This is a genomic window from Polaromonas potterensis (genome assembly GCF_033446725.1).
Taxonomy (GTDB): domain Bacteria; phylum Pseudomonadota; class Gammaproteobacteria; order Burkholderiales; family Burkholderiaceae_C; genus Polaromonas.
Window position 1 is genome coordinate 579,244 of sequence record NZ_JAWQLX010000001.1, and the last position, 21,788, is coordinate 601,031.

The window sequence follows — 21,788 nt, forward strand, 5'->3', positions numbered from 1 at the left end:
CGGAGAACAGCATGAACACCCCACAACCGGTCACAAGCGCTGACCGGGAATCGATCACGGAGGTCGCCAACCCGCTCGGGCTGGACGGCATTGAGTTCATTGAATACCGCACGAGCCGGCCGCAGGCGCTGGGGCAGGTGCTGGAGAAGATGGGTTTTCGCCCGATCGCCCGCCACCGGTCGCGCGAGGTCCTGCTCTACCGGCAGGGTGCCATCAACGTGATTGTCAACGCCCATGTGCCGGCCCAGCTTGATGCGGACGCCGCGGCGACGGAAGGCAAGCCGGTGATCGCCGCCGTGGCATTACGTGTGCGTGATGCCGCGGCCGCCTACCGCCGCGCGCTGGACCGCGGTGCCTGGGCCGTGCCTTCACGCGTGGAGGTGATGGAACTCAACATCCCGGCCATCCACGGTGTAGGCAGCAGCCGTATTTATTTCGTCGATGGCTACGACCGATTTTCCATCTACGACGTGGACTTTGTGCCGATTCCTGGCGTGGACCCGAAGCCGCCGGCGCTGGCAGGCCTGCATTTTTTCGGTGTCGTGCAATACATCGGCAACGACCGCGCCGAAGACTGGTCGGCGTTTTACCGCGAGTTGTTCGGCTTTGCCGAGTTGCCCGCCGAGCAGCGCTTTGGCATCTTGCCCAAGGGCCGGATTCTGCGCAGCCCGTGTCCGGCCGCATCGCGGTTTTATATCCAGTTGATCGAGCCGGAAGCCGGTGTGCTGGACGTGGAGGATGACGAAAGCCTGCAGCGTATCGGCCTGGGCACGGCCGACGTGCTGGCGGCGGTGGCCGCGCTTGGTCAGCGCGGTGTGGAATTTGTCGAATCAAGTGGCGTACACACCGCTGATCGGGGGGCGCTGGTCAAAACCGGGCCGGGCGGTGTGAGTTTCGAGCTGGTGCACAACGAGCGCGGCGTTTCATCATGAGCCACGCCAGTGGCAACATAGCCGACTTCGGGATGGACACCATCTCGCTGGCCGGCCCGCTGGAAGCCAAACTCCAGGCCGTGCGTGACGCCGGTTTCACCCAGATCATGCTGGCCGCCAAGGACCTGGTGGGCCACCCCGATGGCCTGGCAGCGGCCGTGGCCGCCGTGCGTGCCAGCGGCCTGCGCGTCACGGGCTTCCAGGTGCTGCGTGATTTCGAGGGCCTGTCAGGCCACCTGCATGACTACAAGGTGGACATTGCCAAGTCCATGCTGGAGATGTGCCACCGGCTGGGTTGCCGCCTGCTGCTGATCTGCTCGTCGACCTCCGTACACGCCACCCGCGAGACGCAGGTGCTGGTCAAGGACCTGCGCAAGCTGGCCATGCTGGCCATCCCCATGAATATCCGGATCGCCTACGAAGCCCTGTCCTGGGGCCGCACGGTGAATGAATTTCCGCAGGCCTGGGACATCATCAGCCAGGCCGACATGCCCAACCTCGGCCTGGGTTTTGATTCCTTCCACATGTTTGCCACCCGCACCCCGCTGGACGAGCTGGACTTGCTGGACCCGGCCAAGATATTCCTGGTGCAACTGGCCGACTTCATGTGGACCGAGATCAAGTCGGTCGAGGAGCGTATCGCCACCGCCCGGCATTTCCGGGTCTTTCCCGGCGAAGGTGTGCACAGCCAAGCCCTCGCGGCGCTGGTGACACGCCTGCACGAGCTGGGTTACCGCGGCGATTACAGCTTCGAGGTCTTCAACGACGACTACCAGCAGATGCCGCTAGCCACCGTGGCCCAGCGCGCCTGGCGTTCGGCCTTGTGGCTGGGCGAGGATGTGCTGCGGCGTTCCGTGCCTTTGCCGAATCAGATCCGCCTGAAACGCAGGACAGTCGGCTGAGTATGCGAATTGTCGGAATCATTTGAAAAACAAGATGATTCGAAACAATTTTGTACATAATGACGCATGGACAAACTCAAGCAGCTGGAGTCTTTTGTGTCGGTCGCCACACGTGGCAGCCTGACCGCCGCCGCCAAGGCCGAAGGGGTGGCGCCGGCCATCATGGGCCGGCGGCTGGATGCGCTGGAAGAACGGCTGGGCGTCAAGCTGCTGGTGCGCACCACACGCCGCATGTCCCTGACCCATGAAGGCAGCGCCTTCCTGGAAGACTGCCAGCGCCTGCTGGTGGACTTTGCCAACGCCGAGGCCAGTGTCTCGGCCGGCGGCGTCAAGGCCAGCGGGCATTTGCGCATCACCGCGCCGGCGGGTTTTGGCCGCCGCCATGTTGCGCCCCTGGTGCCCAAATTTCGTGAACTCCATGCCGATGTGACCATTTCGCTCAACCTTAGCGACCGCGTGGTGGACCTGGCCGGGGAAGGCTTTGACTGCGCGGTGCGGGTCGGCGACATGCCGGATTCCTCGCTGGTCAGCGTGCGTATGGCCGACAACCGGCGCCTGTGTGTGGCCGCACCCGACTACCTCAAACGTTACGGCACACCGCAACATCCGACCGACCTGGCCAAATTTGCCTGTTTGACCCTGTCCAGCGATGCCTCGCAAACCCGGGGCTGGGCTTTTTTGGTCGGCGGCGAGGTGGTGCATTTCAAACCCGGCGGCCCGCTCGACTGTTCGGACGGCCAGGTCTTGCACGACTGGTGTATGGACGGCTGCGGCATTGCCTGGCGCAGTACCTGGGAGGTGGAGGCGGAAATCGCCGCCGGCAAGCTGGTGCCGGTGCTGAAAGACTTTGATGCGCCGCCCAACGGCATTTACGCCGTGTTTCCGCAGCGCAAACACCTGCCGCTGCGGGTGCGGCTGTGGATTGATTTTTTGAAACACAACTACAGCCAGTCCGAATTCTGGGCCGGTGCGCGTAAACGTTAGCCAGGCCGGGGGCGTTTTGCTGTCTGGCGTGGTTTCTTAAGAAAAAAGAGCCTCTAGCCCTTTAGGTATGGGCGCAAGCAGCTATTGAATTAATAGCGACGCGCAAACCCTCGAATTTCCCCCTTGCCCCAGTAAAAACCCCCGCCAGGTTGCCCGGACGGGGGTGCGGCATCAGTTCAATGCCAGAGCCGTCGTTGACGGCTTATTTCTTCGCACCAGCATCAGCTGCCATGGGTTTGGCGCCGGCAGCCGCAGCAGCTGGCGTGGCACCGGGTTTTGCGTCAGCCATGCATTTTTTGATGTGTGAGGTTTTGGCGGCGCCGGCGAGTTTTTTGTCGGCAGCCGATTTTTCACAGGCGGCGCTAGGGGCTGCGGGCGCTGCACCTGCGTCAGCCATGCATTTTTTCTCGAAGCTGGCCTTGGCGGCACCCGCCAGCTTTTTCTCGGCAGACTTGGCGGCGCAATCGGTATCGGCGCCCGCTGCATGGGCCACGGCCGACAGGCCCATCGACATGGCAAAGGTCATAGCGATCAGGGACAACAGTTTTTTCATGGGTGGCTCCAGGAGTAGGAAGGGTGGGGAATCAGGATTGAATTCCGGGTGGAATTCCAACACATAACGCTTCGCCGGGCAAATTCGATGACCGGGTAGGTCCCTGGCCCGGACGGCACGCGGCTAAGAGCCTGCTCCCAATCTCCATGGGGCCGCGCAGGTGTTTTTTCGGGATGGGCTGCAAGGCGCGGTGCGCCGCCAATAGCTGGCTATTGGCAAGCGCCGCAACGCCGCGGAGCGCCCGAAAAGGCACCTGCCCTTCGGGTTGGGGCGAAATCGGGCGATTTGCCCACCAAATCCCTTGCATGGGCATGAGCCCATGCTGCGTGATCTTGGCGACCAACTCATCCCGATTGCGTCCCAACGCGACCCCATCGAGATTGGGAGCAGGCTCTTAACCGTAAAATCGGCCCATGCTCTCGATTAAACAAGACCTGCTCGCGGCCCTGGCTGCGGGGCTGGAAGAACTTTCCCCAGGCGCAGGCGACAAGGCCGCGTTTGAATCCCCCAAAGTGGCGGCCCATGGCGATTTCGCCTGCACGGCCGCCATGCAGCTGGCCAAGCCGCTCAAACTCAATCCCCGCCAGTTGGCCGAGAACCTGCGCGCCCTCCTGCTGAAAGCCCCGGCTTTCGAGCGTTGGGTGGACGCCATCGAGATCGCCGGCCCCGGCTTCATCAACATCCGCCTCAAACCCGCAGCCAAGCAAGAAACCGTGCGCGAAGTGCTCAAGGCCGGACCCGGCTACGGCACCCAGGCCGCCAACGGCCAGCGCATGATTGTCGAGTTTGTGTCGGCCAACCCGACCGGGCCGTTGCATGTGGGCCATGGCCGCCAGGCCGCCCTGGGTGACGCCATCTGCAACCTGTTTGTCACCCAGGGCGCCGAGGTTTATCGCGAGTTTTATTACAACGACGCCGGTGTGCAGATCCAGACGCTGGCTGCCAGCACGCAGGCGCGCGCCAAGGGCATCAAGCCCGGCGACGCCGGCTGGCCGGAGTCGGCCTACAACGGCGACTACATCGCCGATATCGCGGCTGACTTCCTGGCCAAAAAAACCGTCAAGTCCGACGACCGCGAATACACCGCCTCGGGCGACGTGGAAGACACCGACTCGATCCGCCAGTTCGCCGTTGCCTACCTGCGCCACGAGCAGGATTTGGACCTCAAAGCCTTCTCGGTCAAGTTCAACAACTACTACCTGGAGTCCAGCCTGTACAGCTCGGGCCGGGTCGAGTCCACGGTGGCCAAACTCAAGAACGCCGGCAAGACCTACGAGCAGGACGGCGCTTTGTGGCTCAAGTCCACCGACTACGGTGACGACAAAGACCGTGTGATGAAAAAGAGCGACGGCAGCTACACCTATTTTGTGCCTGACGTGGCTTACCACCTGGCCAAATGGGAGCGCGGCTACAGCAAGGCCATCAACATCCAGGGCATGGACCACCACGGCACGATTGCCCGGGTGCGCGCCGGTCTGCAGGCGGCCAATGAGGGTGTGCCTCAGGGCTACCCCGACTACGTCTTGCACACCATGGTGCGGGTCGTGCGCAATGGCGAAGAGGTCAAGATATCCAAACGCGCCGGCAGTTATGTGACCTTGCGCGACCTGATCGAGTGGACCAGCAAGGACGCCGTGCGTTTCTTTTTGCTCAGCCGCAAGCCCGACACCGAATACATCTTCGACATCGACCTGGCGCTGGCGAAAAACAACGAAAACCCGGTGTATTACGTGCAATACGCCCATGCCCGCATCTGCTCGGTGCTGACCGCCTGGGGCGGCGACGAGGCCGAACTCAAGTCGGTGGACCTGTCAGCGCTGGACAGCCCGCAGGCCCAGGCCTTGATGCTGCTGATCGCCAAATACCCCGACATGCTGAGCAACGCCGCCAGCGGTTTTGCGCCGCACGACGTGGCGTTTTACCTGCGCGAACTGGCCGCCTGTTACCACAGCTATTACGATGCCGAGCGCATCCTGGTTGATGACGCCGTGGTCAAACTCGCGCGCCTGGCCCTGGTCGCGGCGACGGCGCAGGTGTTGCACAATGGCCTCGCCGTGCTGGGTGTTGATGCCCCGCGCAAAATGTAAGGAATGATGAGACCATGGCGCGTACCCCCTCCCACCGGCCCAGCCGGCCAGGCATGAACCCACAACGCGGCGGCACCTTTCTGGGCCTGATCATTGGCGCGCTGATTGGCTTGGCCGCGGCGCTGGCCGTGGCCGTTTACATCACCAAGGTGCCCGTGCCTTTCATGAACAAGGGCCAGTCGCGCAACCCCGACCATGACGCGGCCGAGGCCAAAAAGAACCAGAACTGGAACCCGAACGCACCGTTGTACGGCAAAAATCCGGCCAAACCGGCGTCCGCGCCAGCGGCGGCCACTGCGTCCGGCGGCCCGGTGACCGATGTCACGCCGCAAGCGCCTGTGACCGCGCAGAAACCCGTGGCCGACCCGACCGTCAAGCCCGCGAAACCGCCATCGGCCGACCCCATCGGTGACCTGGCCAAAGCCAAGCTGGCGACGCCGGCCACTGCGTCCGGCCCGGACCCTTTCAATTATTTTGTGCAGGTCGGGGCTTTCCGCACGCCTGAAGACGCCGAGCAGCAGCGCGCCAAAATCTCGCTGATGGGCCTGGAAGCCAAGGTCACCGAGCGCGAACAGTCGGGCCGCACCGTGTTTCGCGTGCGCCTCGGGCCGTTTGATAAAAAAGAGGATGCCGACAAAGCCAAGGAGCGCCTGGATGGCAGCGGCATCGAAACTGCCCTGGTCCGGGTTCAGCGCTGAACTTTCTGAGGCCAGGGTGTCCAACCTGTCGCACTAATGGAGAAATGCTTGATGCAAAGACGTGAATTTTCGATATCCGCCGCTTCCGTGGCTGCCGCCGCTTCCCTGGGCGCTTTGACAACCTCGGCCCAGGCCCAGGGCCAAGCGCCCCAGGAAGGCCGCGATTACCTGCTGCTCGACAAACGCGCACCGGTCGACGCGCCGGCCGGCAAGGTCGAGGTGGTGGAGTTTTTCTGGTACAGCTGCCCGCACTGCAACCAGTTTGAGCCGGCGTTTGACGCCTGGAGCAAAAAAGCGCCCCAAGACGTGGCGGTGCGGCGTGTGCCGGTGTCCTTCCGCGCCGACTTCGAGCCGCAGCAGCGTCTTTACTATGTGCTGGAAGCCATGAACAAGGTCGACGAACTCCACAAAAAGGTGTTTTTCGCGATTCATAACGAAAAGCAGATGCTGAACACCCCCGAGCTGGTGGCCGCCTGGGCCGAGAAGCAAGGCATCAACAAGGCCAAGTTTGTGGAAATGTACAACTCCTTTGGCATCGCCACCAAGGCTCGCAAGGCCACGCAGTTGCAAGACGCCTACAAGGTGGACGGCGTGCCAGCCCTGGGCGTGGCCGGGCGTTTCTATACTTCAGGCGAACTGGCAAAAACCATGGATCGCGCGCTGCTGGTGACGGACTACCTGATTACCCAGGCCCGAAAAGCTTAATCCCCAAGCGGCCAGCTGGATGCCGCCGCCGGGTATTTCGCCTCACCCGCCCTGATCCGGCGGGTTTTTTATGCACCTTGCCAATTCCGGGGAGTGCCATGGCTACAATGAAGCAACACCACCAAAGCAGCAAGATTCGTGCCTTTATGAACTACCCCGCCTGTGTACTGATGCTGGCCGCCACCCTGGCGGTCTTTCCGGTTGCGGCTGAAAAGGCCGATCGCGACCAGCCCATGAACGCCGAGGCCGACGCCCTGCGTCATGACGACCTCAATCAAACCAGTGTGTTCACCGGCAACGTGGTGATCACCAAGGGCACCATCATCATCCGGGGTGCGCAGGTCGATGTGATCCAGGACGCCGAGGGTTACCAGCGCGCCATCGTGGTCGCGGCGCCCGGCAAGCTGGCGTTTTATCGCAAGAAGCGCGACCTGGTCGACGAATACATTGAAGGTGAAGGCGAACGTATCGAATACGACAGCCGCGCCGACACCGTCAAGTTCATCCGCCAGGCCGTGTTGCGTCGCTACATAGGCGCGACCCTGGCTGACGAAACCCACGGCAACCTGATTGTTTACGACAACCCGACCGACGTGTTCACCGTCGACAGCGGCGAGAAAGCCCGCACGGCCAGCAACCCCTCGGGCCGGATTCGCGCCCTGCTGGCGCCGCGCAACCAGGCCCCCGCAGCGGGCGCCCCCGGCGCCCCGGCGGCGCCCTCCGGGTCGGCGCCTGTTCTGCGGCCCAGTACCACGCTGGGCAATGACAAAAAATAACACCGACGCCATGAATGTGTCTCCGGAAACCGCGCCCATCAGCCGCCTGGTGGCCACCGGCCTGCAAAAGTCCTACGGCAGCCGCAAGGTGGTGCGGGATGTTTCGCTGACGGTGCAAAAAGGCGAAGTTGTGGGTCTGTTAGGCCCCAACGGCGCCGGCAAAACAACGTCGTTTTACATGATCGTGGGGCTGGTGCGCGCCGACGCCGGCGAGATCACCATCGACGGCGAGTCCATCGAACACATGCCCATCCACAAGCGTTCGCGCCTGGGCCTGAGTTATCTGCCGCAGGAAGCCTCGATTTTCCGAAAACTCACGGTCGAGCAGAATGTGCGCGCCGTGCTGGAGCTGCAGGCCGACGAAGCCGGCAAGCCGCTGAGCGCCAAGGCCATCAACGAACGCCTGGACGCCTTGCTGCAGGATTTGCGCGTCGACCACCTGCGTGATTCACCCGCGCCTGCCCTGTCGGGCGGCGAGCGGCGCCGTGTCGAGATCGCCCGGGCGCTGGCCACGCAGCCGCGTTTTATCTTGCTGGACGAACCTTTTGCCGGTATCGATCCGATTGCCGTGATCGAGATCCAGCGCATCATCGGTTTCCTGAAGTCCCGCGGCATCGGCGTGTTGATCACCGACCACAACGTGCGTGAAACCCTGGGCATTTGCGACCATGCCTGCATCATCAGTGATGGCCACGTGCTGGCCACGGGCACCCCTTCTGAAATTGTGAACAATGCCGATGTGCGCCGGGTTTACCTGGGCGAACATTTCAAGATGTGATCACTTTGGCTCCCCCCCTTTGTCGCTCACTGCGTGTAGCTCCCTCCCCCCTGCAGGGGGCGGCGCCTGCGCCCCGGCAAAGCCGGTTGCGCGGCCCCCGCTTGGTTCATACATCCCAACCCGCTTTGTCGCGCACTTAGGGATGTCGTGAAACAAGGCCTGTCCCTACGCGTTTCGCAGCATCTGGCGCTGACGCCCCAGTTGCAGCAATCGATTCGCCTGCTGCAACTGTCTACCCTGGAGCTGAGCCAGGAAGTCGAGCAGATGCTCGACGAAAATCCTTTTCTTGAAGTCTCCGAAGAAGCCGCGCCGCGCGAAGACTTTGGCCTGGTCCAGGCCGACACGCCGGTCAGCCAGGAAACCCGTGAGTTTGAATCTGCTACGGATTCCATAGCTGTCAGCGCAGATGGCGCGGGGGCTACAAGCCAAAATGAGGCTGAACCCAGCAGCGAGGCCAAACTTGAGGAAAGCTGGGACGGCGACGGCAGTGTCGACACCGCGCCCGACGACAACGAGTGGGGCGGCGACGCCGCGCCGCGCAAAAACAACAACGACGACAGCGAGGTCGATGCCGCCGATCTGGCGCGCAGCCATGAATCGCTGCAAGACCATTTACACCGCCAGGCGCTGTCCCTGCGCCTGATGCCCGAAGGCCGGGCGGCGCTGCATTTTCTTATCGAATCGCTCAACGACGACGGGTACCTGGAAGACAGCCTGGCCGAGTTGGCCGCGGGTCTGGCCGGGGACGACCTGGAACAAGTCGAAGCGATGGTGCACGAGTTCACCGTGGCCCTGAAGCTGTTGCAACACATGGAGCCGGCCGGCGTGGGCGCGCGCAACCTGGCCGAGTGCCTGGGCCTGCAACTGCTGGAGTGCAAAAACTCCGACGAAACCCGCGCCGCCATCGCCATGTGCCAGCAACCCATGGAGTTGCTGGCTCGACGCGACGTCAAGCGTCTGTCGCAGCTGTGCGGTTTTCCCGACACCGTGATCAAGGCCGCGATTGCACTGATAGGCCGGCTGGACCCCAAGCCGGGCCGGCGTTTTGTCAACGTCGAGCGCAACCTCATCGTGCCCGATGTGATCGTGGTCAAGTCCGGCCGCGGCTTCAAGGTTTCGCTCAACAGCGACGTGATGCCGCGCCTGCGGGTGCACGACATTTATGCCAATGCGCTCAAGCAGAACCGGGGCCAGAACGGCCAGGCCCTGCAGCAGCGCCTGCAGGAGGCGCGCTGGTTCATCAAAAACATCCAGCAGCGTTTTGACACCATCCTGCGGGTCAGCAGCGCGATTGTCGAGCGGCAGAAAAACTTCTTCACCCATGGCGAACTCGCCATGCGTCCGCTGGTGTTGCGCGAAATCGCCGACGAGTTGGGCCTGCACGAGTCCACCATCTCGCGCGTGACCACGGCCAAATACATGAACACGCCGTTTGGCACCTTCGAGCTGAAGTATTTTTTTGGTTCGGCGCTGGGCACGGAAACCGGCGGCAATGCCTCCAGCACGGCGGTGCGGGCGCTGATCAAGCAGTTTGTCGCCTCAGAGAGCCTGACCAAACCGCTCAGCGACAACCAGATTTCCGAAATGCTCAAGGAGCAGGGCATCGAATGCGCACGCCGCACCGTGGCCAAGTACCGCGAGGCTTTGCGCATCGCACCGGCGAACCTGCGAAAATCCCTATAACGGGGGATTTCTATAAATCCGGTTCTCGGGCGCTTGGCCGCGTTGCGCGGTGCTCGGAATCCTCATGCACCGAAGTGCATTCCGGTGTCCTGCGCGCCGCACGCCTTGCCCTGCATCCCGATAACCGAATTTCTAGAAATCCCTAGAGGCCCCACATATGAACCAACTTCAACTATTTTTACCTTGCGCCGCAGGTGTCGAGGAACTGCTGGCCGCCGAGGTCAAACGTATCACCGGCACCCAGGGCAAGGCCTGGCGCGCCGGCGTGCAGGTGGCCGGCTCCTGGCGCGACGCGCTGCAGCTCAACCTGCACAGCCGTCTGAGCCAGCGTGTGCTGATCGAGCTGCAGCACAACCAGTACCGCAGCGAACAAGACCTCTACAACGCCGCCGCCGCCGTGGCCTGGGAAATCTGGTTCACGCCCAAACAGACCTTCAAGATCGAGGTCACGGCGCAACACAGCCCGTTGACCAGCCTGAACTTTGCCGCGCTCAAGATCAAGGACGCCATCGCCGACCGCTTCCGCGACAAATACGATGTGCGCCCCGATGTCGACACCCGCTGGCCCGATGTGCGTGTGTACGTGCACCTGACCATAGACACCGTGACCCTCTACATCGACACCTCGGGCGAGCCGCTGTTCAAACGCGGCTGGCGCGAAGACAAGGGCGATGCCCCGCTGAAGGAAACCCTGGCCGCCGCCATGCTGGCTGCCAGCGGCTGGAGCGGCGAGGAGGGGCTTTGCAAACAGGGCGTGCCGCTGTACGACCCGTGCTGCGGCTCCGGCACCATCGTGATTGAAGCGGCGCAGATCGCCCGCAACATCGCCGCCGGCATGGGCCGGCGTTTTGCGTTTGAAAAATTTGTGCCTTTCCAGCCGCATGTCTGGGAAGGCTTGCTCGACCAGGCCGAAGCCGCCATCACCGAACCCACCGCGCCCATCTTCGGCAGCGATGTGTCTTTCCGCATGGTCGACTTTGCCGAGCGCAATGCCGAACGTGCGGGTGTGGCCAGCGCCATACAACTGCGTGGTGGTGACGCTCTGCAACGTATGCCGCCTGCGCCGTCCGGTGTGATGCTGGTGAACCCGCCTTATGGCGAACGGATTGATGTGGCCGGTGTGGCCGGCATCCCGTCGGTGCAGGGGCGCGACCAGCGCCGTAACACGCAGTTCCAGGGCCAGAGCATCGACGAGTTCGGCCAGCCTCTGCCGCAGGACGAGCGTGCGAATTCCGAGGATGGCCCGCGGCGCGACCGCAGCGCCAATCCGGGCCGCGAGCAGGCGCAGACCGCCAGCGGCGAAGAAGCCTCGGATTTCTTTCCACAACTGGCCAGTCACTGGAAGAAAAACTACGCCGGCTGGACTGCCCATGTGCTCACGCCCGACATGAAGCTGCCGCAAAAAATGCGCCTGAAAGAATCGCGCCGTGTGCCGATGTGGAACGGCCCGATCGAATGCCGCTTGTTCCGTTTTGACATGGTGGCCGGCTCCGCACGCGAGAAAAAACCAGCCGCCACGTCCTGATGTCCGTGCCCATGGACACCCCCGCCCAGGCTGGCGACCGCGTGGTGCTGGACACCAACATCGTGCTGGACCTGTTTGTGTTTGGCGACCTGGCGGCGCAGGCGCTGAAAAGTGCGGTGCTGGCCGGCCACTTGCAATGGCTGGCCACCGACGCCATGCGGGTCGAGCTGCAGCGTGTGCTGGGTTACCCGCAAATCGCCAAACGCATGGCGCGTGACGGCCTGGCCGATGCCACGGTCTTGTTGGCCTTCGATACCCATAGCCACCGGGTGGCGGCCGGCGACAAGGCACCGGTGACCTGCACCGACGCCGACGACCAGATCTTCATTGACCTGGCGGTGGCGCACAAAGCCTGGCTGCTGAGCAAGGATCAGGCCGTGCTTTGTATGCGAAAACGGCTTCTAGCCTTGGATGTGCGGGCGCAAGCAGCTATCAAAACAGTAGCAACCTGAAGCTGGCGCTGTCCAAGGCAGCATCCGTGCGTATTCAGATCTGCTTGACCCTCTGTGTCGGGAATGGGTGACCCGCTCTATATAAGATGTTGGCACTGACCCCTGAAACATCGAACCGACCCCGCGGGATGACGTCCATGGCGAGCCTGGGCTGAATGGGGACGATCGGCCAGGAGCAGCCGTTCAACACTTTTTCTTAGCCGACTGCTTCAGGCTGTTTGCGGCCACCCAAGCTCGGCCGCCGAATGACCGCAGTGGCGGGAATCGGACGTTCGGAGTCGGGAGGCGACTGGTCTGTTCTACCGCGGGATGCGTCGGACTTGGTCGGGTGCATCAGGCCACAAGCGGACTTACTGGTTGGCTACTGTGCGGAAATATGCCTGCTGAACTGGAGGAATTTTCTAGGTGTCAGTAATCCATAAAACTTGGTGATCGCGTCCGATTGAGTTGCTTTTTCACGAAAAACAGAAATATGCAGCGACTGAATCGATGTCTGCAAGACTAGGGAGTCAGCCGTTTTTAGGCGGCACGTCAATTCCCCAAACGCGGTGTGGTGGACGCGGGCAGGTAGGTGCAAGGCAATGCCTATTGCCATCCAGGTAAGTTCTCCCCCATATCGTTGGGCCGTTGGCGACAATGAGCGCACTATGGATTTACGCACTCTTCGTTATTTCATCGCGGTGTTGGAAGCGGGCAGCCTCTCGCGCGCAGCGGGCTCTCTGTATATCGCCCAGCCGGCGCTCACAGCACAAATCAAGAAGCTCGAAGCGGAGTTGGGTACTCAGCTTTTTGAGCGCTCTCACATAGGAGTGACGCCCACACCTGCGGGGGTTCAGCTGTACGAAGATGCGCGCCGCCTGCTGTCTGACGCCGATGCGGTGCGTGAGCGTATACAGCGCCTGCCTCAGGGCCCGGAGGGCTCTGTCACGGTGGCTGCTCCTTTCCTGCTGGCATCACTGTTGCTGGGCCCGGTGCTGGCCATGCTGAAGAAAACACATCCACGCATCCGTGTGTTTGTGCTTGATGACCTGAGCCTGGTAGTGAAGAAGGCGATGCTGGACCGCCGCGCCGACGTGGGTATCCTGGTCAATACGCCGCAGGTTGACGGGCTGCACTGCCAACCGTTGGCAAGCGAGTCCATGTATATCTGCGGGCATGATGCCGAAGGAGTGGTCTCGGCGCTGCTGCGCCCTGCGCGGCAAGGCCGCAAATCCGCATGGCCGGAGATCTACTTCAAGCAGGCTGCGCAGTTGCCCTTATTGCTGCAATCGCGGCGATTCTCGATCCGCCAGAGTGTGGAAGATGCGGCCGCCTCGTTGAACGTAGCTTTGAACGTGGCGCATGAGCATGACTCGGTACGTGTCATCCGCTCGCTCTTCCTATGTGGTGCCGGTTTCACTTTCACACCCGCTTGCGCACTGACTGACCCCCCGCCCCTTGCAGAGAACTGGATCATTGCCCGGGTGGTTCGCCCGGACCTTCAGCGCAGCTACCACTTGGCTACATCGGCTGACCGTACGCCCACTCCGGCAGCACGTGTGGTAATTGATGCACTGGAGCAGGAGGTGACCCGTCTGATCCGGGGCGGCTATTGGGTAGCGGATCTGCTCCTGCCCAGGACGGGCATTTAAACGAAAGTGGCTATCAAATCTATTGATGGCGCAGCATCACCAAACAGTATTTCCTTGATCGCTCCAATTCTGGAACAGTCGGGTGTAGTGACATGCAGAACGTGTCACACACAAAGGAGATTACGTGAGTCAGCCTACCCCCTGGATCGCCAACGTCGGTGAACTTGTTTCTCGCGGCACGCGCGCCTTCGGCAACCAGATCGCCGTGAAGAGCCCGGCGCGCAGCATCACCTACGCTGAACTGGATCGCCGCTCCAATCGCCTCGCAAATGCCCTGATCGGCTCGGGGTTGCAGCGCGGTGACCGAGTCGGAATCTATCTACCCAACTGCATTGAAGTGATTGAAATTGAGCTGGCCTGCTACAAGGCGGCACTGGTCAAAGCACCGTTTAATGCCCGTCTGTCACCCACGGAAGTGGGCGACATTGTGGCCAACAGCGGGGCTACCCTGATCGTGACAACGGCCGATCGTGCAGAAGCCTTCCGGCAGCATCTCAAGGGTGAAGCGCCGCGCCTGCTGCTGCTTGATGACTCGGCCGATGCCGCCACGTCCTACGAAGCCGTGCTGGCACAGGCCAGCGATGCCTTCAGCCCCGCAAGGGTGACAGCCGATGAGGTGGCGGTGTTGCACTACACATCCGGTTCTTCGGGTGTGCTCAAGGCAGCGATGCAGACTTTTGGCAATCGACTCGCACAGTTGCGCAAGTTTTTGATGCGTTCCGAGGGCATGCAAACCGGTCACGTGCTTGGCTTGGTGGGGCCGATCACACATGCATCAGGTATGCAGATCGTGCCTGCGCTGTGCAGCGGCGCGACGATCCGCTTATTCAACAGCTTCGATCCAGGGCGCTTCATGGTTGATATGAAAGTCGACCGTGTGACGCATACTTTCATGGTGCCCACCATGATCAATATGTTGCTCGCCGAGGTCGGCAACCAATACCGTCCTTTGCCTGATCTGCAACGCTTGGGCTACGGTGCAGCACCCATGGCGCCAGCCCGCATCCTGCGTGCCATGGACGTGTTCGGCCCTATCCTTTCGCAGGGCTACGGAGCAGGGGAGACAACATCAGGAGTATGTGGCTTGACCGCGGAAGACCACGTGTTTGCCCGCGCGGCTAGGCCCGAACGCTTGGCCTCGTGCGGTCGCGCTTATTTGGAGTCGAATGTTGAGATCGTGGACGATGCCGGCCAGCCTGTTGGCATAGGCGACATTGGCGAGATCGTAGTCAGTGGCCCCGACGTTTTCCCGGGGTACTGGCGCGCACCAGAACTGACGGCAGAGGTGTTAAAAGATGGCCGCTACCACACCGGTGACCTGGCGCGGATGGACGACGACGGCTACGTCTACGTCGTGGACCGCAAGAAAGACATGGTCATCAGCGGTGGCTTCAACGTTTATCCCTCGGAAGTGGAGGCTGTGCTCTACCAGCACGAAGCTGTGGCAGAAGCCTGCGTCTTCGCCATCCCCGACGATAAGTGGGGCGAAGCGGTTGCCGCACACGTGGTACTCAAGCCGGGCAGCTTGGCCACTGGTGAAGTGTTGGGCGCTTTTTGTGCCGGACGCCTCGCGGGCTTCAAGCTGCCACGCCACATCGAGTTTGTTCCCACGTTGCTGAAGAACCCCAACGGCAAGGTAGCACGAAAGGCTATTCAGACCCCCTATTGGGCTGATCGCAGCCGTATGGTCAATTGAGGAAGCATGACATGAATCAAACATCCAATGGAATCGAGAACCGTCCAGAGGCGCTCTTCAAAGTCCCCTTTGAAGGCTCAGAGGCGGCCGCCACACTGATTGCGCAGATCAATGACTACCTGCACGGCGAACTCGCTGCGCTGGTCCGTGAGAAAGGTATTGACCACGAGCGCAGCCCGGACCGTGCAACGCTGCAGCATGTCTGGCGTCGCTCACATGCGCTGGGTTTCTATGGCATGACACTGCCAGCACAGATGGGCGGACTAGGCCTCTCGGTGCTCGACCATGTATTGGTCAAGGAGGCGATCTATGCCAGCGGATCGCCGCTGGCACCGCACATCTTTGGCGAACTCAGCGGGCCTCCGCGCGTTGGCGCATTGGCGCGCAAGGCAACGCCCTATCAGATGGAAAATTTCATCCTGCCCGTGGCGCAGGCCGAAAAGGCCATCTGTTTTGCCCTCACCGAAGTCGAAGCCGGCTCCGACGCCGGCGCGGTGCAGACCAAAGCGGTGCGTGAAGGAGATGGCTACGTGATCACCGGCCGCAAGCGGTTCATTTCGGGCTCACCTTTTGCCGACTTTGCTGTGCTGATGGCATCAACCTCCAGTGATCCGCAGAAGCGGGAGGTATCGGCGTTTTTTGTCGACCTCGCGCAGCCCGGTGTACGGGTGGAGTCGGGCTATAAGACCATGGCTGGCCAATCTCATACTGGAGACATCGTGCTGGAGAACTGCCGTGTGCCCGCGGCCAACATAATTGGTGAGCCGGGACGCGGATTGGCCCTGGCCCTGGGGCGCATCACCGTGAACCGCTTGCTCCACTGCCCATCTATGGTGGGCCTGGCAACCGTGGCACTGCGTGATGCTCGCGACTATGCCATCCAGCGCCACCAGTTTGGTCGCGCCATCGGCCAGTTTCAAGCCATCCAGCACATGCTGGCCGACATGGCGACAGACTTGGCCGCCGCACGTTCGCTCATGATCGTTACCGCACAGCAAATTGATGCCGGTGCGGAGGCGCGGGCGGAGGCCTCAATGGCCAAGCTCTTTTGTTCCGAGGCCGCATTCCGTGTTGCCGACAAAGCGGTACAGATTCATGGTGGCGAAGGCATCGTGCAGGGGCGCCGGGTTGAATTTCTGTTTCGCATGCTACGCATGTACCGCGTGTTGACGGGGACCAGCGAAATTCAGCGCAATACCATTGCGCGCGAGCTACTCGGCGAATTGCATTAACGGTATTCCACAAAAAAATGAAGGAGACACACAATGATTGATTTGCAACGCCGCAGACTACTTGGCTGTACCCTGGCTGCTGCCCTGCTGCCCACCGCCGGGTCCGCTTTGGCCGCAGACAAATGGCCCAGCCGACCGATCAAATGGGTGCTTCCTTACCTGGCTGGTACCGGCCCTGACCTCACGGCACGTATGCTGGCTGAAGCGGTCTCGCCACTACTCGGGCAACCGGTGATTATCGACAACAAGGGCGGCGTGGGGGGGAATCTCGGTGCGCGCCTGGCGGCCAAGGCCGCGCCAGATGGCTATACATGGGTCTACTCTGCGGCTCCTATGGCTGCGAACATGCGCATGTACAAGGAGCCTGGGTACGATGCACTCAAAGATTTTCACCACATCATGCGGTTGACGACCTCCGACATCGTATTGATTGTGCAACCTAATTCCGGAATCTCCAGTCTCGAAGAGCTGGGTGCCAGAATGCGCGCCCAACCGGGCAAGCTCAACTACGCATCGGGAGGGGTTGGCACACCGTCACATCTGGGCGTTGAGCTTCTGTCCAGCGCCATGAAGGTCGATGCCACCCACGTTCCTTATAAAGGGGCATCGGAGCTGGTTAATGCGGTGCTGGGCAGCCAGGTGGACTTTGGTATGCCCATCTTTACTGTAGCGTATCCCCAGATCAAGTCCGGCAAGCTCAAGGCTCTAGCGGTCGCAGGACCGATACGCAATCCGCTGCTACCCGATGTGCCCACGCTGGCCGAACTTGGGGTGCGTGGTGTTGAGCTCACCTCCTGGGGGGGCGTATCAGTGCCTGCAGCCACACCCAGTACCGTCGTGGCCCGGATTCAGTCCGCATTTGAGCAAGCCCTCAGCCAACCCGCCTTGCGCTCGATGCTTGAGGCGAACGGCGGCAATGTCAGACCCTCCGCAAGCTCGCAGGACTATGTCCGGGGATTCGTGAAAGAGATCGAGCTCACCGAGGCCATGATGAAGAAGGCGCAGCTCTCACCGCTGTAAACCCGTACAGCGGGACACCACGCCCACACCACCCTCCAGGCGCGAAGCCATGGGGGGCTGGATGAACTGATCTCGGCCTACAGGAATGTATTCTCAAGGTAGCCTGTGCGCTTCAGCACAGAGCAATGTGAGCATATTCGGCATGGCGAACATATACATCGGCCACGCAAAATCTGGCGCCACACCATAGCCCGCCTTGATGAAGGCGGGAACGCCACTTCGCTGATTGGCTTTCTTGGTACGGAGCAACTCGGTGGCGGGTGGGCTGTGCGCTGCATGCCTGGCGCAGGCTTTGCCGCGGACTCGGGTGCAAGCGCAGTTTGCCGGGACCGGGCCTCGCTTTCACGCTGCAATCGTTCGTGGGTATTTCGGGGCCCCGGGATTTATTGATGTGGGTCGCATATACACCCCTAACCTCGGACATTGAACGACTGCTCTTCACAGTTCGCTGCTACCGTTTCGGGTTGGGGGCGTGAATTCGGCACTCGAGGTCGGCTGTGTTCGAGATTCCGTCACCGGGTTTCAGCGAATGGCTTGTCAGCAGTATCTTGCGATCGGCCGTTGATGCCGCAACCAGTCGCGTCTGGCATTGGCCGCAAAGGTGCCGAAACCGTGCGTTCGATATTTGTTGGCGAGCAGCCGGATCCGCTGCTGAGCGGTCATTGGTTGGCTTTCCTCGAAGGACTGGAGCGAGCCCGAAGCCGATATCCAGCCCTAAAGATCAGCAAAGTGCTCATTACCCATCGGAATGATGGGCAATGATTCCCCGCATCTACAAGCAGCAGAAACCGCTCAGGCCAACGGGTTCAACGCAAACGGCGCGTGTACAAACAGCTGCACCCCATGCAGTAAGGCATCTTCGTCAAAGTCAAAACGCGGATGGTGGTGCGGGTGCTCGATGCCCTTGGCCGCGCTGCGTGCGCCGATAAACACATACGCACCGGGCGCGTGTTGCAAAAAGGCGCTGAAGTCCTCGCTGTTGGGCAGGGGCCGGATGGCTTCGAGCTGGGCCGAGGGCAGGTGTTGTTCCACCACGCCGCGCAACTGGCCGGCCACCACCGGATCGTTCACCACCGCGCCGTAACCGCGGATGTACTCCAGCTCGCAGCGCCCGCCATAGGTGGCGGCCACGCCTTGCGCCACCCGCTCAATCATGTCGGGCAGGTGCTGGCGCACGCTGTCGTTGAAACAACGCACCGAACCCCAGAGCTCCACGCTGTCGGGGATCACGTTGAAGGCGCTGCCGCCGTCGAACTTGGTGACGGAGATGATCACGGCGTCATGCGGGTCGATGTTGCGCGAGACCACGGTCTGCAAGCTGCTCACCACTTGCGCGCCGATCACGATCGGGTCCACACAGCGGTCAGGGTTGGCGGCGTGCCCGCCCTTGCCAAAAATGCGCAGCTTGAAGCGGTCGGAACTGGCCAGCGCCGGGCCGTCCAGCACCGCGATCTTGCCGGTGTCCAGGGTGGACATGACATGCGCGGAGATCACCTGGTCCACACCCTGCATCACGCCGGCATCCACCATTTGCTGGGCTCCGCCCGGGTGTTGTTCTTCGGCGTGCTGAAAGAAAAAACGCACCTCGCCCGGCACCTGACTTTGCAGCCGGCCCAGGAGCTGTGCCGCGCCCAGCAACATGGCCGCATGGCCGTCGTGGCCACAGGCGTGCATCACGTTGGGGTTTTGCGAGGCGTAGTCACAGCCTTTCTGGTCCTGGATGGGCAGGGCGTCGATGTCAGCCCGCATCGCCAGCGTGCGGCCGGGCAGGCCGCCGACCAGGCGCGCCAGCAAGCTGGTGGCGGTGGGGCGCGAGACCTCCAGGCCGGGAATCGCTTTGAGCTTGGCTTCCAGGTAGTCGGAGGTGTTGACTTCCTGGAAGGACAACTCGGGGTTGCGATGCATGTGGCGGCGCCAGGCCACCACTTGCGTGTGTTGCTGCAGTGACTGCGCCTCGACGCCTTCGGGCGCGGCGATCAGGCTGGAAAAATCTACGGCTTTGTTCATGCGTGGCTTTTTTATTCCGCGCTGATGTTGGCGGCTTTGATGATGCGGGTATTCAGCGCCAGGCCGTCAACAATCTGCTTGCGAAACGCCTCCGGGGAGTTGCCCACGGGGTCCACGCCCAGCTCTTTCAGACGCGCCAGCAAGGCCGGGTCGCGCAGCGCTTCCGTCGCGGCCTTGTGCAGCTTGGCCTGGATCGCGGCCGGGGTCTTGGCCGGCACCACCAGACCGAACCAGGTCATGGCCAGGGTGTTGAGGTCGGCATAACCGAGTTCCTTGAAGGTCGGCACCTCGGGCAGATCGGCCAGGCGCTGGTTGGCGCCCACGGCGAAGGCCACCATCTTGCCGGACTTGATGTGTGGCGCGGCCGAGGGGTACTGGTCGCTGTAGACCTGGGTTTCCCCGGACAGCGCGGCCGTGATGGCCGGGCCCATGCCGCGGTAGGGGATGTGGCGCAGCTTGAACTTCAGGTCGGTATTCATGGCTTCGATCAGCAGGTGGCTGATGGAGCCCGGGCCCGAGGAACCCATGTTGTACTGGTCCGGCTTGCTGCGGATTTCGGCCACCACGTCCTTGAAATTGCGTGGGCCGAAGGCGGGGTTCACGGCAAACACGGAAGGCACGGCCGCCAGCGCGGTGATGGGTGCCAGGTCTTTCAGCGGGTCCACCCGGTTGGCCTTGAGCAGCAGCGGGTTGACCGTCAGGGTGCTGACGGTGCCGATGCCAATGGTGTAACCGTCGGGCTCGGCCCGGGCCACCACCTCGGTGCCAATCATGCCGCCGACACCCGCGCGGTTGTCCACCACCACGGACTGGCCCAAAGTCGTGCGCATCTTGTCGGCCACCAGCCGGGCCACGATGTCGGTCGAGCCTCCGGGCGCGAAGGGCACGATCAGTTTGATCGGGCGCTGCGGGTAATCGGCTTGCGCCAGTGTCGAGGTCGAAGCCGTCGCGGCCAGCAACAGGACCGGAAGCGCGGCAGCCAGAGTGCGTCTTGAAATTTGCATGGTAAGTGGAGGGGGCAAAAGAGAAAGAGAGGCCTTGATTATGGGGAGTGCAGGCATTGAGAACAAATAGATTTATGCTGTGAGCTATCCGTAAACCAGATAGCTCAGCATGACGCCTTCCCCGCCCGCCGCCTCGGTCTTGTATGCCCGCCTGATCGCCAAGGGGCGGCTGCGGCACTTGCAGCTGTTGGTTGCGATTGCCGAATTTGGCAGCACCAAACGCGCGGCCGAGCAAGTCGGCCTGAGCCAGCCGGCCGCCACCCAGGCCTTGAGTGACATCGAACGTCTGCTGGGCATGGCCTTGTTTGAGCGCCACGCGCGCGGCATGCGCCTGACCCTGGCTGGGCGCTCGCTGATCCCCATCGCCAAAAGCGCCATGGACGCGCTGCGTGCCTCGGCCGACACCTTGCATGCCTTGCAGGAAGGCGCCAGCGGCGTGTTGCGTGTGGGCGCCATCCCGGCGGCCGTCACCGGGCTGTTGTGCCGGCGCTTGCCGGAACTGAGCAGCCGTTACCCCAGCCTGCGTATCGAGGTGCAGGAGGATCGGGGCGAACACCTGCTGCCCGAAGTCAGCTCCGGGCGGCTGGACCTGGCGCTGTGCCGTCAGCCAGCCGCCGTGCCCAGCGCCTGCCGCTTTGTGCCCCTGGTCGGCGACACGCCCTGGGTGGTGGCCGGCCCCCGCCACCCGCTGGCCGGGCAGGCCGGCCTCACGCTGGAGGACTTGTGCGCCGCGCGCTGGCTGCTGCCGACCGAAGGCAAGGGTGTGCGCAGCCTGTTCGACGCCATGTTTTCGTCTTTTGCCGAGCCGCCCCGGCTACACCCGATCTCCGGCACCTCGGTGCCGCTGCTGCTGGAATTGTTGCGCCGTGAACCGCTGCTGTCGCTGGTGCCGGGCAACCTGATCGCGCCGTTTTGTGAATGGGGCCTGGTGACGCGGCTGGCCTTCGAGGTGGGCGGCGATTTTGAAGGCCTGGGCGCCCTGCTGGGGCCAGGCAGCGACAACCCGCTGGTGGCGACCTTTGTGCAGGAGTTGCGGGGCGACTCCGCATAGCGCTTGCTAGCTTGAGGTCTTATAAGAAATAGGCCTCCAGCCCATATCGGTCGGGCGCAAGCAGCTATCTAA

The 21,788-nt window shown here is 62.2% G+C and carries 19 protein-coding genes; 16 read left to right on the forward strand and 3 right to left on the reverse strand.

What is annotated here, in order from left to right; genetic code table 11:
* The first annotated feature begins 11 nt into the window (after positions 1–11).
* The 3 genes from R6254_RS02770 (at position 12) to R6254_RS02780 (ending at position 2,818) form a co-directional block, all read left to right on the forward strand.
* Positions 12–932 (forward strand): VOC family protein, encoded by a 921-nt coding sequence (locus R6254_RS02770; RefSeq protein ID WP_318404221.1) that lies wholly within the window; start codon positions 12–14, stop codon positions 930–932.
* A complete protein-coding gene (locus tag R6254_RS02775; protein WP_318404223.1) occupies positions 929–1,834 on the forward strand; it encodes a sugar phosphate isomerase/epimerase family protein in 906 nt (301 codons plus the stop codon). Before R6254_RS02770 ends, R6254_RS02775 begins: the two co-directional genes overlap by 4 nt.
* A 66-nt stretch (positions 1,835–1,900) precedes the next feature.
* A complete protein-coding gene (locus tag R6254_RS02780; RefSeq protein ID WP_318404224.1) occupies positions 1,901–2,818 on the forward strand; it encodes a LysR family transcriptional regulator in 918 nt (305 codons plus the stop codon).
* Between the two features lie 202 nt (positions 2,819–3,020).
* Here R6254_RS02780 and R6254_RS02785 read toward each other — a convergent pair whose 3' ends face one another.
* The gene (locus tag R6254_RS02785) at positions 3,021–3,371 is read right to left on the reverse strand and encodes a hypothetical protein (protein WP_318404226.1); all 351 of its coding nucleotides are present in this window, start codon (positions 3,369–3,371) and stop codon (positions 3,021–3,023) included.
* A gap of 413 nt (positions 3,372–3,784) precedes the next feature.
* Between R6254_RS02785 and argS the strand changes: the two genes are divergently transcribed.
* From argS to R6254_RS02845, 12 genes are all read left to right on the forward strand, one after another.
* Positions 3,785–5,458 carry an arginine--tRNA ligase gene (gene argS, locus R6254_RS02790; RefSeq protein ID WP_318404228.1) on the forward strand — a complete coding sequence of 558 codons (1,674 nt, stop codon included), beginning with the start codon at positions 3,785–3,787 and terminating at the stop codon, positions 5,456–5,458.
* 14 nt (positions 5,459–5,472) lie between these two features.
* Positions 5,473–6,156 carry an SPOR domain-containing protein gene (locus tag R6254_RS02795; protein ID WP_318404230.1) on the forward strand — a complete coding sequence of 228 codons (684 nt, stop codon included), beginning with the start codon at positions 5,473–5,475 and terminating at the stop codon, positions 6,154–6,156.
* A 51-nt stretch (positions 6,157–6,207) separates the two neighbouring features.
* The gene (locus R6254_RS02800) at positions 6,208–6,861 is read left to right on the forward strand and encodes a thiol:disulfide interchange protein DsbA/DsbL (protein WP_318404231.1); all 654 of its coding nucleotides are present in this window, start codon (positions 6,208–6,210) and stop codon (positions 6,859–6,861) included.
* 146 nt (positions 6,862–7,007) lie between these two features.
* Entirely contained in the window at positions 7,008–7,637 is a 630-nt protein-coding gene (gene lptA / locus R6254_RS02805) for a lipopolysaccharide transport periplasmic protein LptA (RefSeq protein WP_318404356.1), read from the forward strand.
* A gap of 10 nt (positions 7,638–7,647) precedes the next feature.
* Positions 7,648–8,415 (forward strand): LPS export ABC transporter ATP-binding protein, encoded by a 768-nt coding sequence (lptB, locus tag R6254_RS02810; RefSeq protein ID WP_318404233.1) that lies wholly within the window; start codon positions 7,648–7,650, stop codon positions 8,413–8,415.
* 147 nt (positions 8,416–8,562) lie between these two features.
* Positions 8,563–10,098, forward strand: coding sequence for an RNA polymerase factor sigma-54 (locus R6254_RS02815; protein ID WP_318404235.1), 1,536 nt, complete (start codon positions 8,563–8,565; stop codon positions 10,096–10,098).
* Between the two features lie 157 nt (positions 10,099–10,255).
* Positions 10,256–11,623, forward strand: a complete 1,368-nt coding sequence (locus tag R6254_RS02820) for a THUMP domain-containing class I SAM-dependent RNA methyltransferase (RefSeq protein ID WP_318404237.1) — start codon at positions 10,256–10,258, stop codon at positions 11,621–11,623.
* Positions 11,624–11,634: 11 nt separating this feature from the next.
* The gene (locus tag R6254_RS02825) at positions 11,635–12,075 is read left to right on the forward strand and encodes a putative toxin-antitoxin system toxin component, PIN family (RefSeq protein ID WP_318404239.1); all 441 of its coding nucleotides are present in this window, start codon (positions 11,635–11,637) and stop codon (positions 12,073–12,075) included.
* A gap of 647 nt (positions 12,076–12,722) precedes the next feature.
* Complete coding sequence (locus R6254_RS02830; protein WP_318404240.1) at positions 12,723–13,706, forward strand: LysR family transcriptional regulator; 984 nt, start codon at positions 12,723–12,725, stop codon at positions 13,704–13,706.
* Positions 13,707–13,830: 124 nt separating this feature from the next.
* Positions 13,831–15,402, forward strand: a complete 1,572-nt coding sequence (locus R6254_RS02835; RefSeq protein ID WP_318404242.1) for an AMP-binding protein — start codon at positions 13,831–13,833, stop codon at positions 15,400–15,402.
* Between the two features lie 11 nt (positions 15,403–15,413).
* Complete coding sequence (locus R6254_RS02840; RefSeq protein ID WP_318404244.1) at positions 15,414–16,634, forward strand: acyl-CoA dehydrogenase family protein; 1,221 nt, start codon at positions 15,414–15,416, stop codon at positions 16,632–16,634.
* A 33-nt stretch (positions 16,635–16,667) separates the two neighbouring features.
* On the forward strand, positions 16,668–17,654 hold the full coding sequence (locus tag R6254_RS02845; RefSeq protein ID WP_318404245.1) for a Bug family tripartite tricarboxylate transporter substrate binding protein: 987 nt from the start codon (positions 16,668–16,670) through the stop codon (positions 17,652–17,654).
* A gap of 792 nt (positions 17,655–18,446) precedes the next feature.
* On the opposite strand, the gene R6254_RS02850 is transcribed toward R6254_RS02845, so the two are convergent.
* On the reverse strand, positions 18,447–19,661 hold the full coding sequence (locus R6254_RS02850; RefSeq protein ID WP_318404246.1) for an amidohydrolase: 1,215 nt from the start codon (positions 19,659–19,661) through the stop codon (positions 18,447–18,449).
* An 11-nt stretch (positions 19,662–19,672) separates the two neighbouring features.
* A complete protein-coding gene (locus R6254_RS02855; protein ID WP_318404247.1) occupies positions 19,673–20,665 on the reverse strand; it encodes a Bug family tripartite tricarboxylate transporter substrate binding protein in 993 nt (330 codons plus the stop codon).
* 109 nt (positions 20,666–20,774) lie between these two features.
* On the opposite strand from R6254_RS02855, the gene R6254_RS02860 reads away from it, so the two are divergent.
* Positions 20,775–21,716: a LysR family transcriptional regulator gene (locus R6254_RS02860; protein WP_318404249.1), complete on the forward strand. Its 942-nt coding sequence runs from the start codon at positions 20,775–20,777 to the stop codon at positions 21,714–21,716.
* The last annotated feature ends 72 nt before the right edge of the window (positions 21,717–21,788 follow it).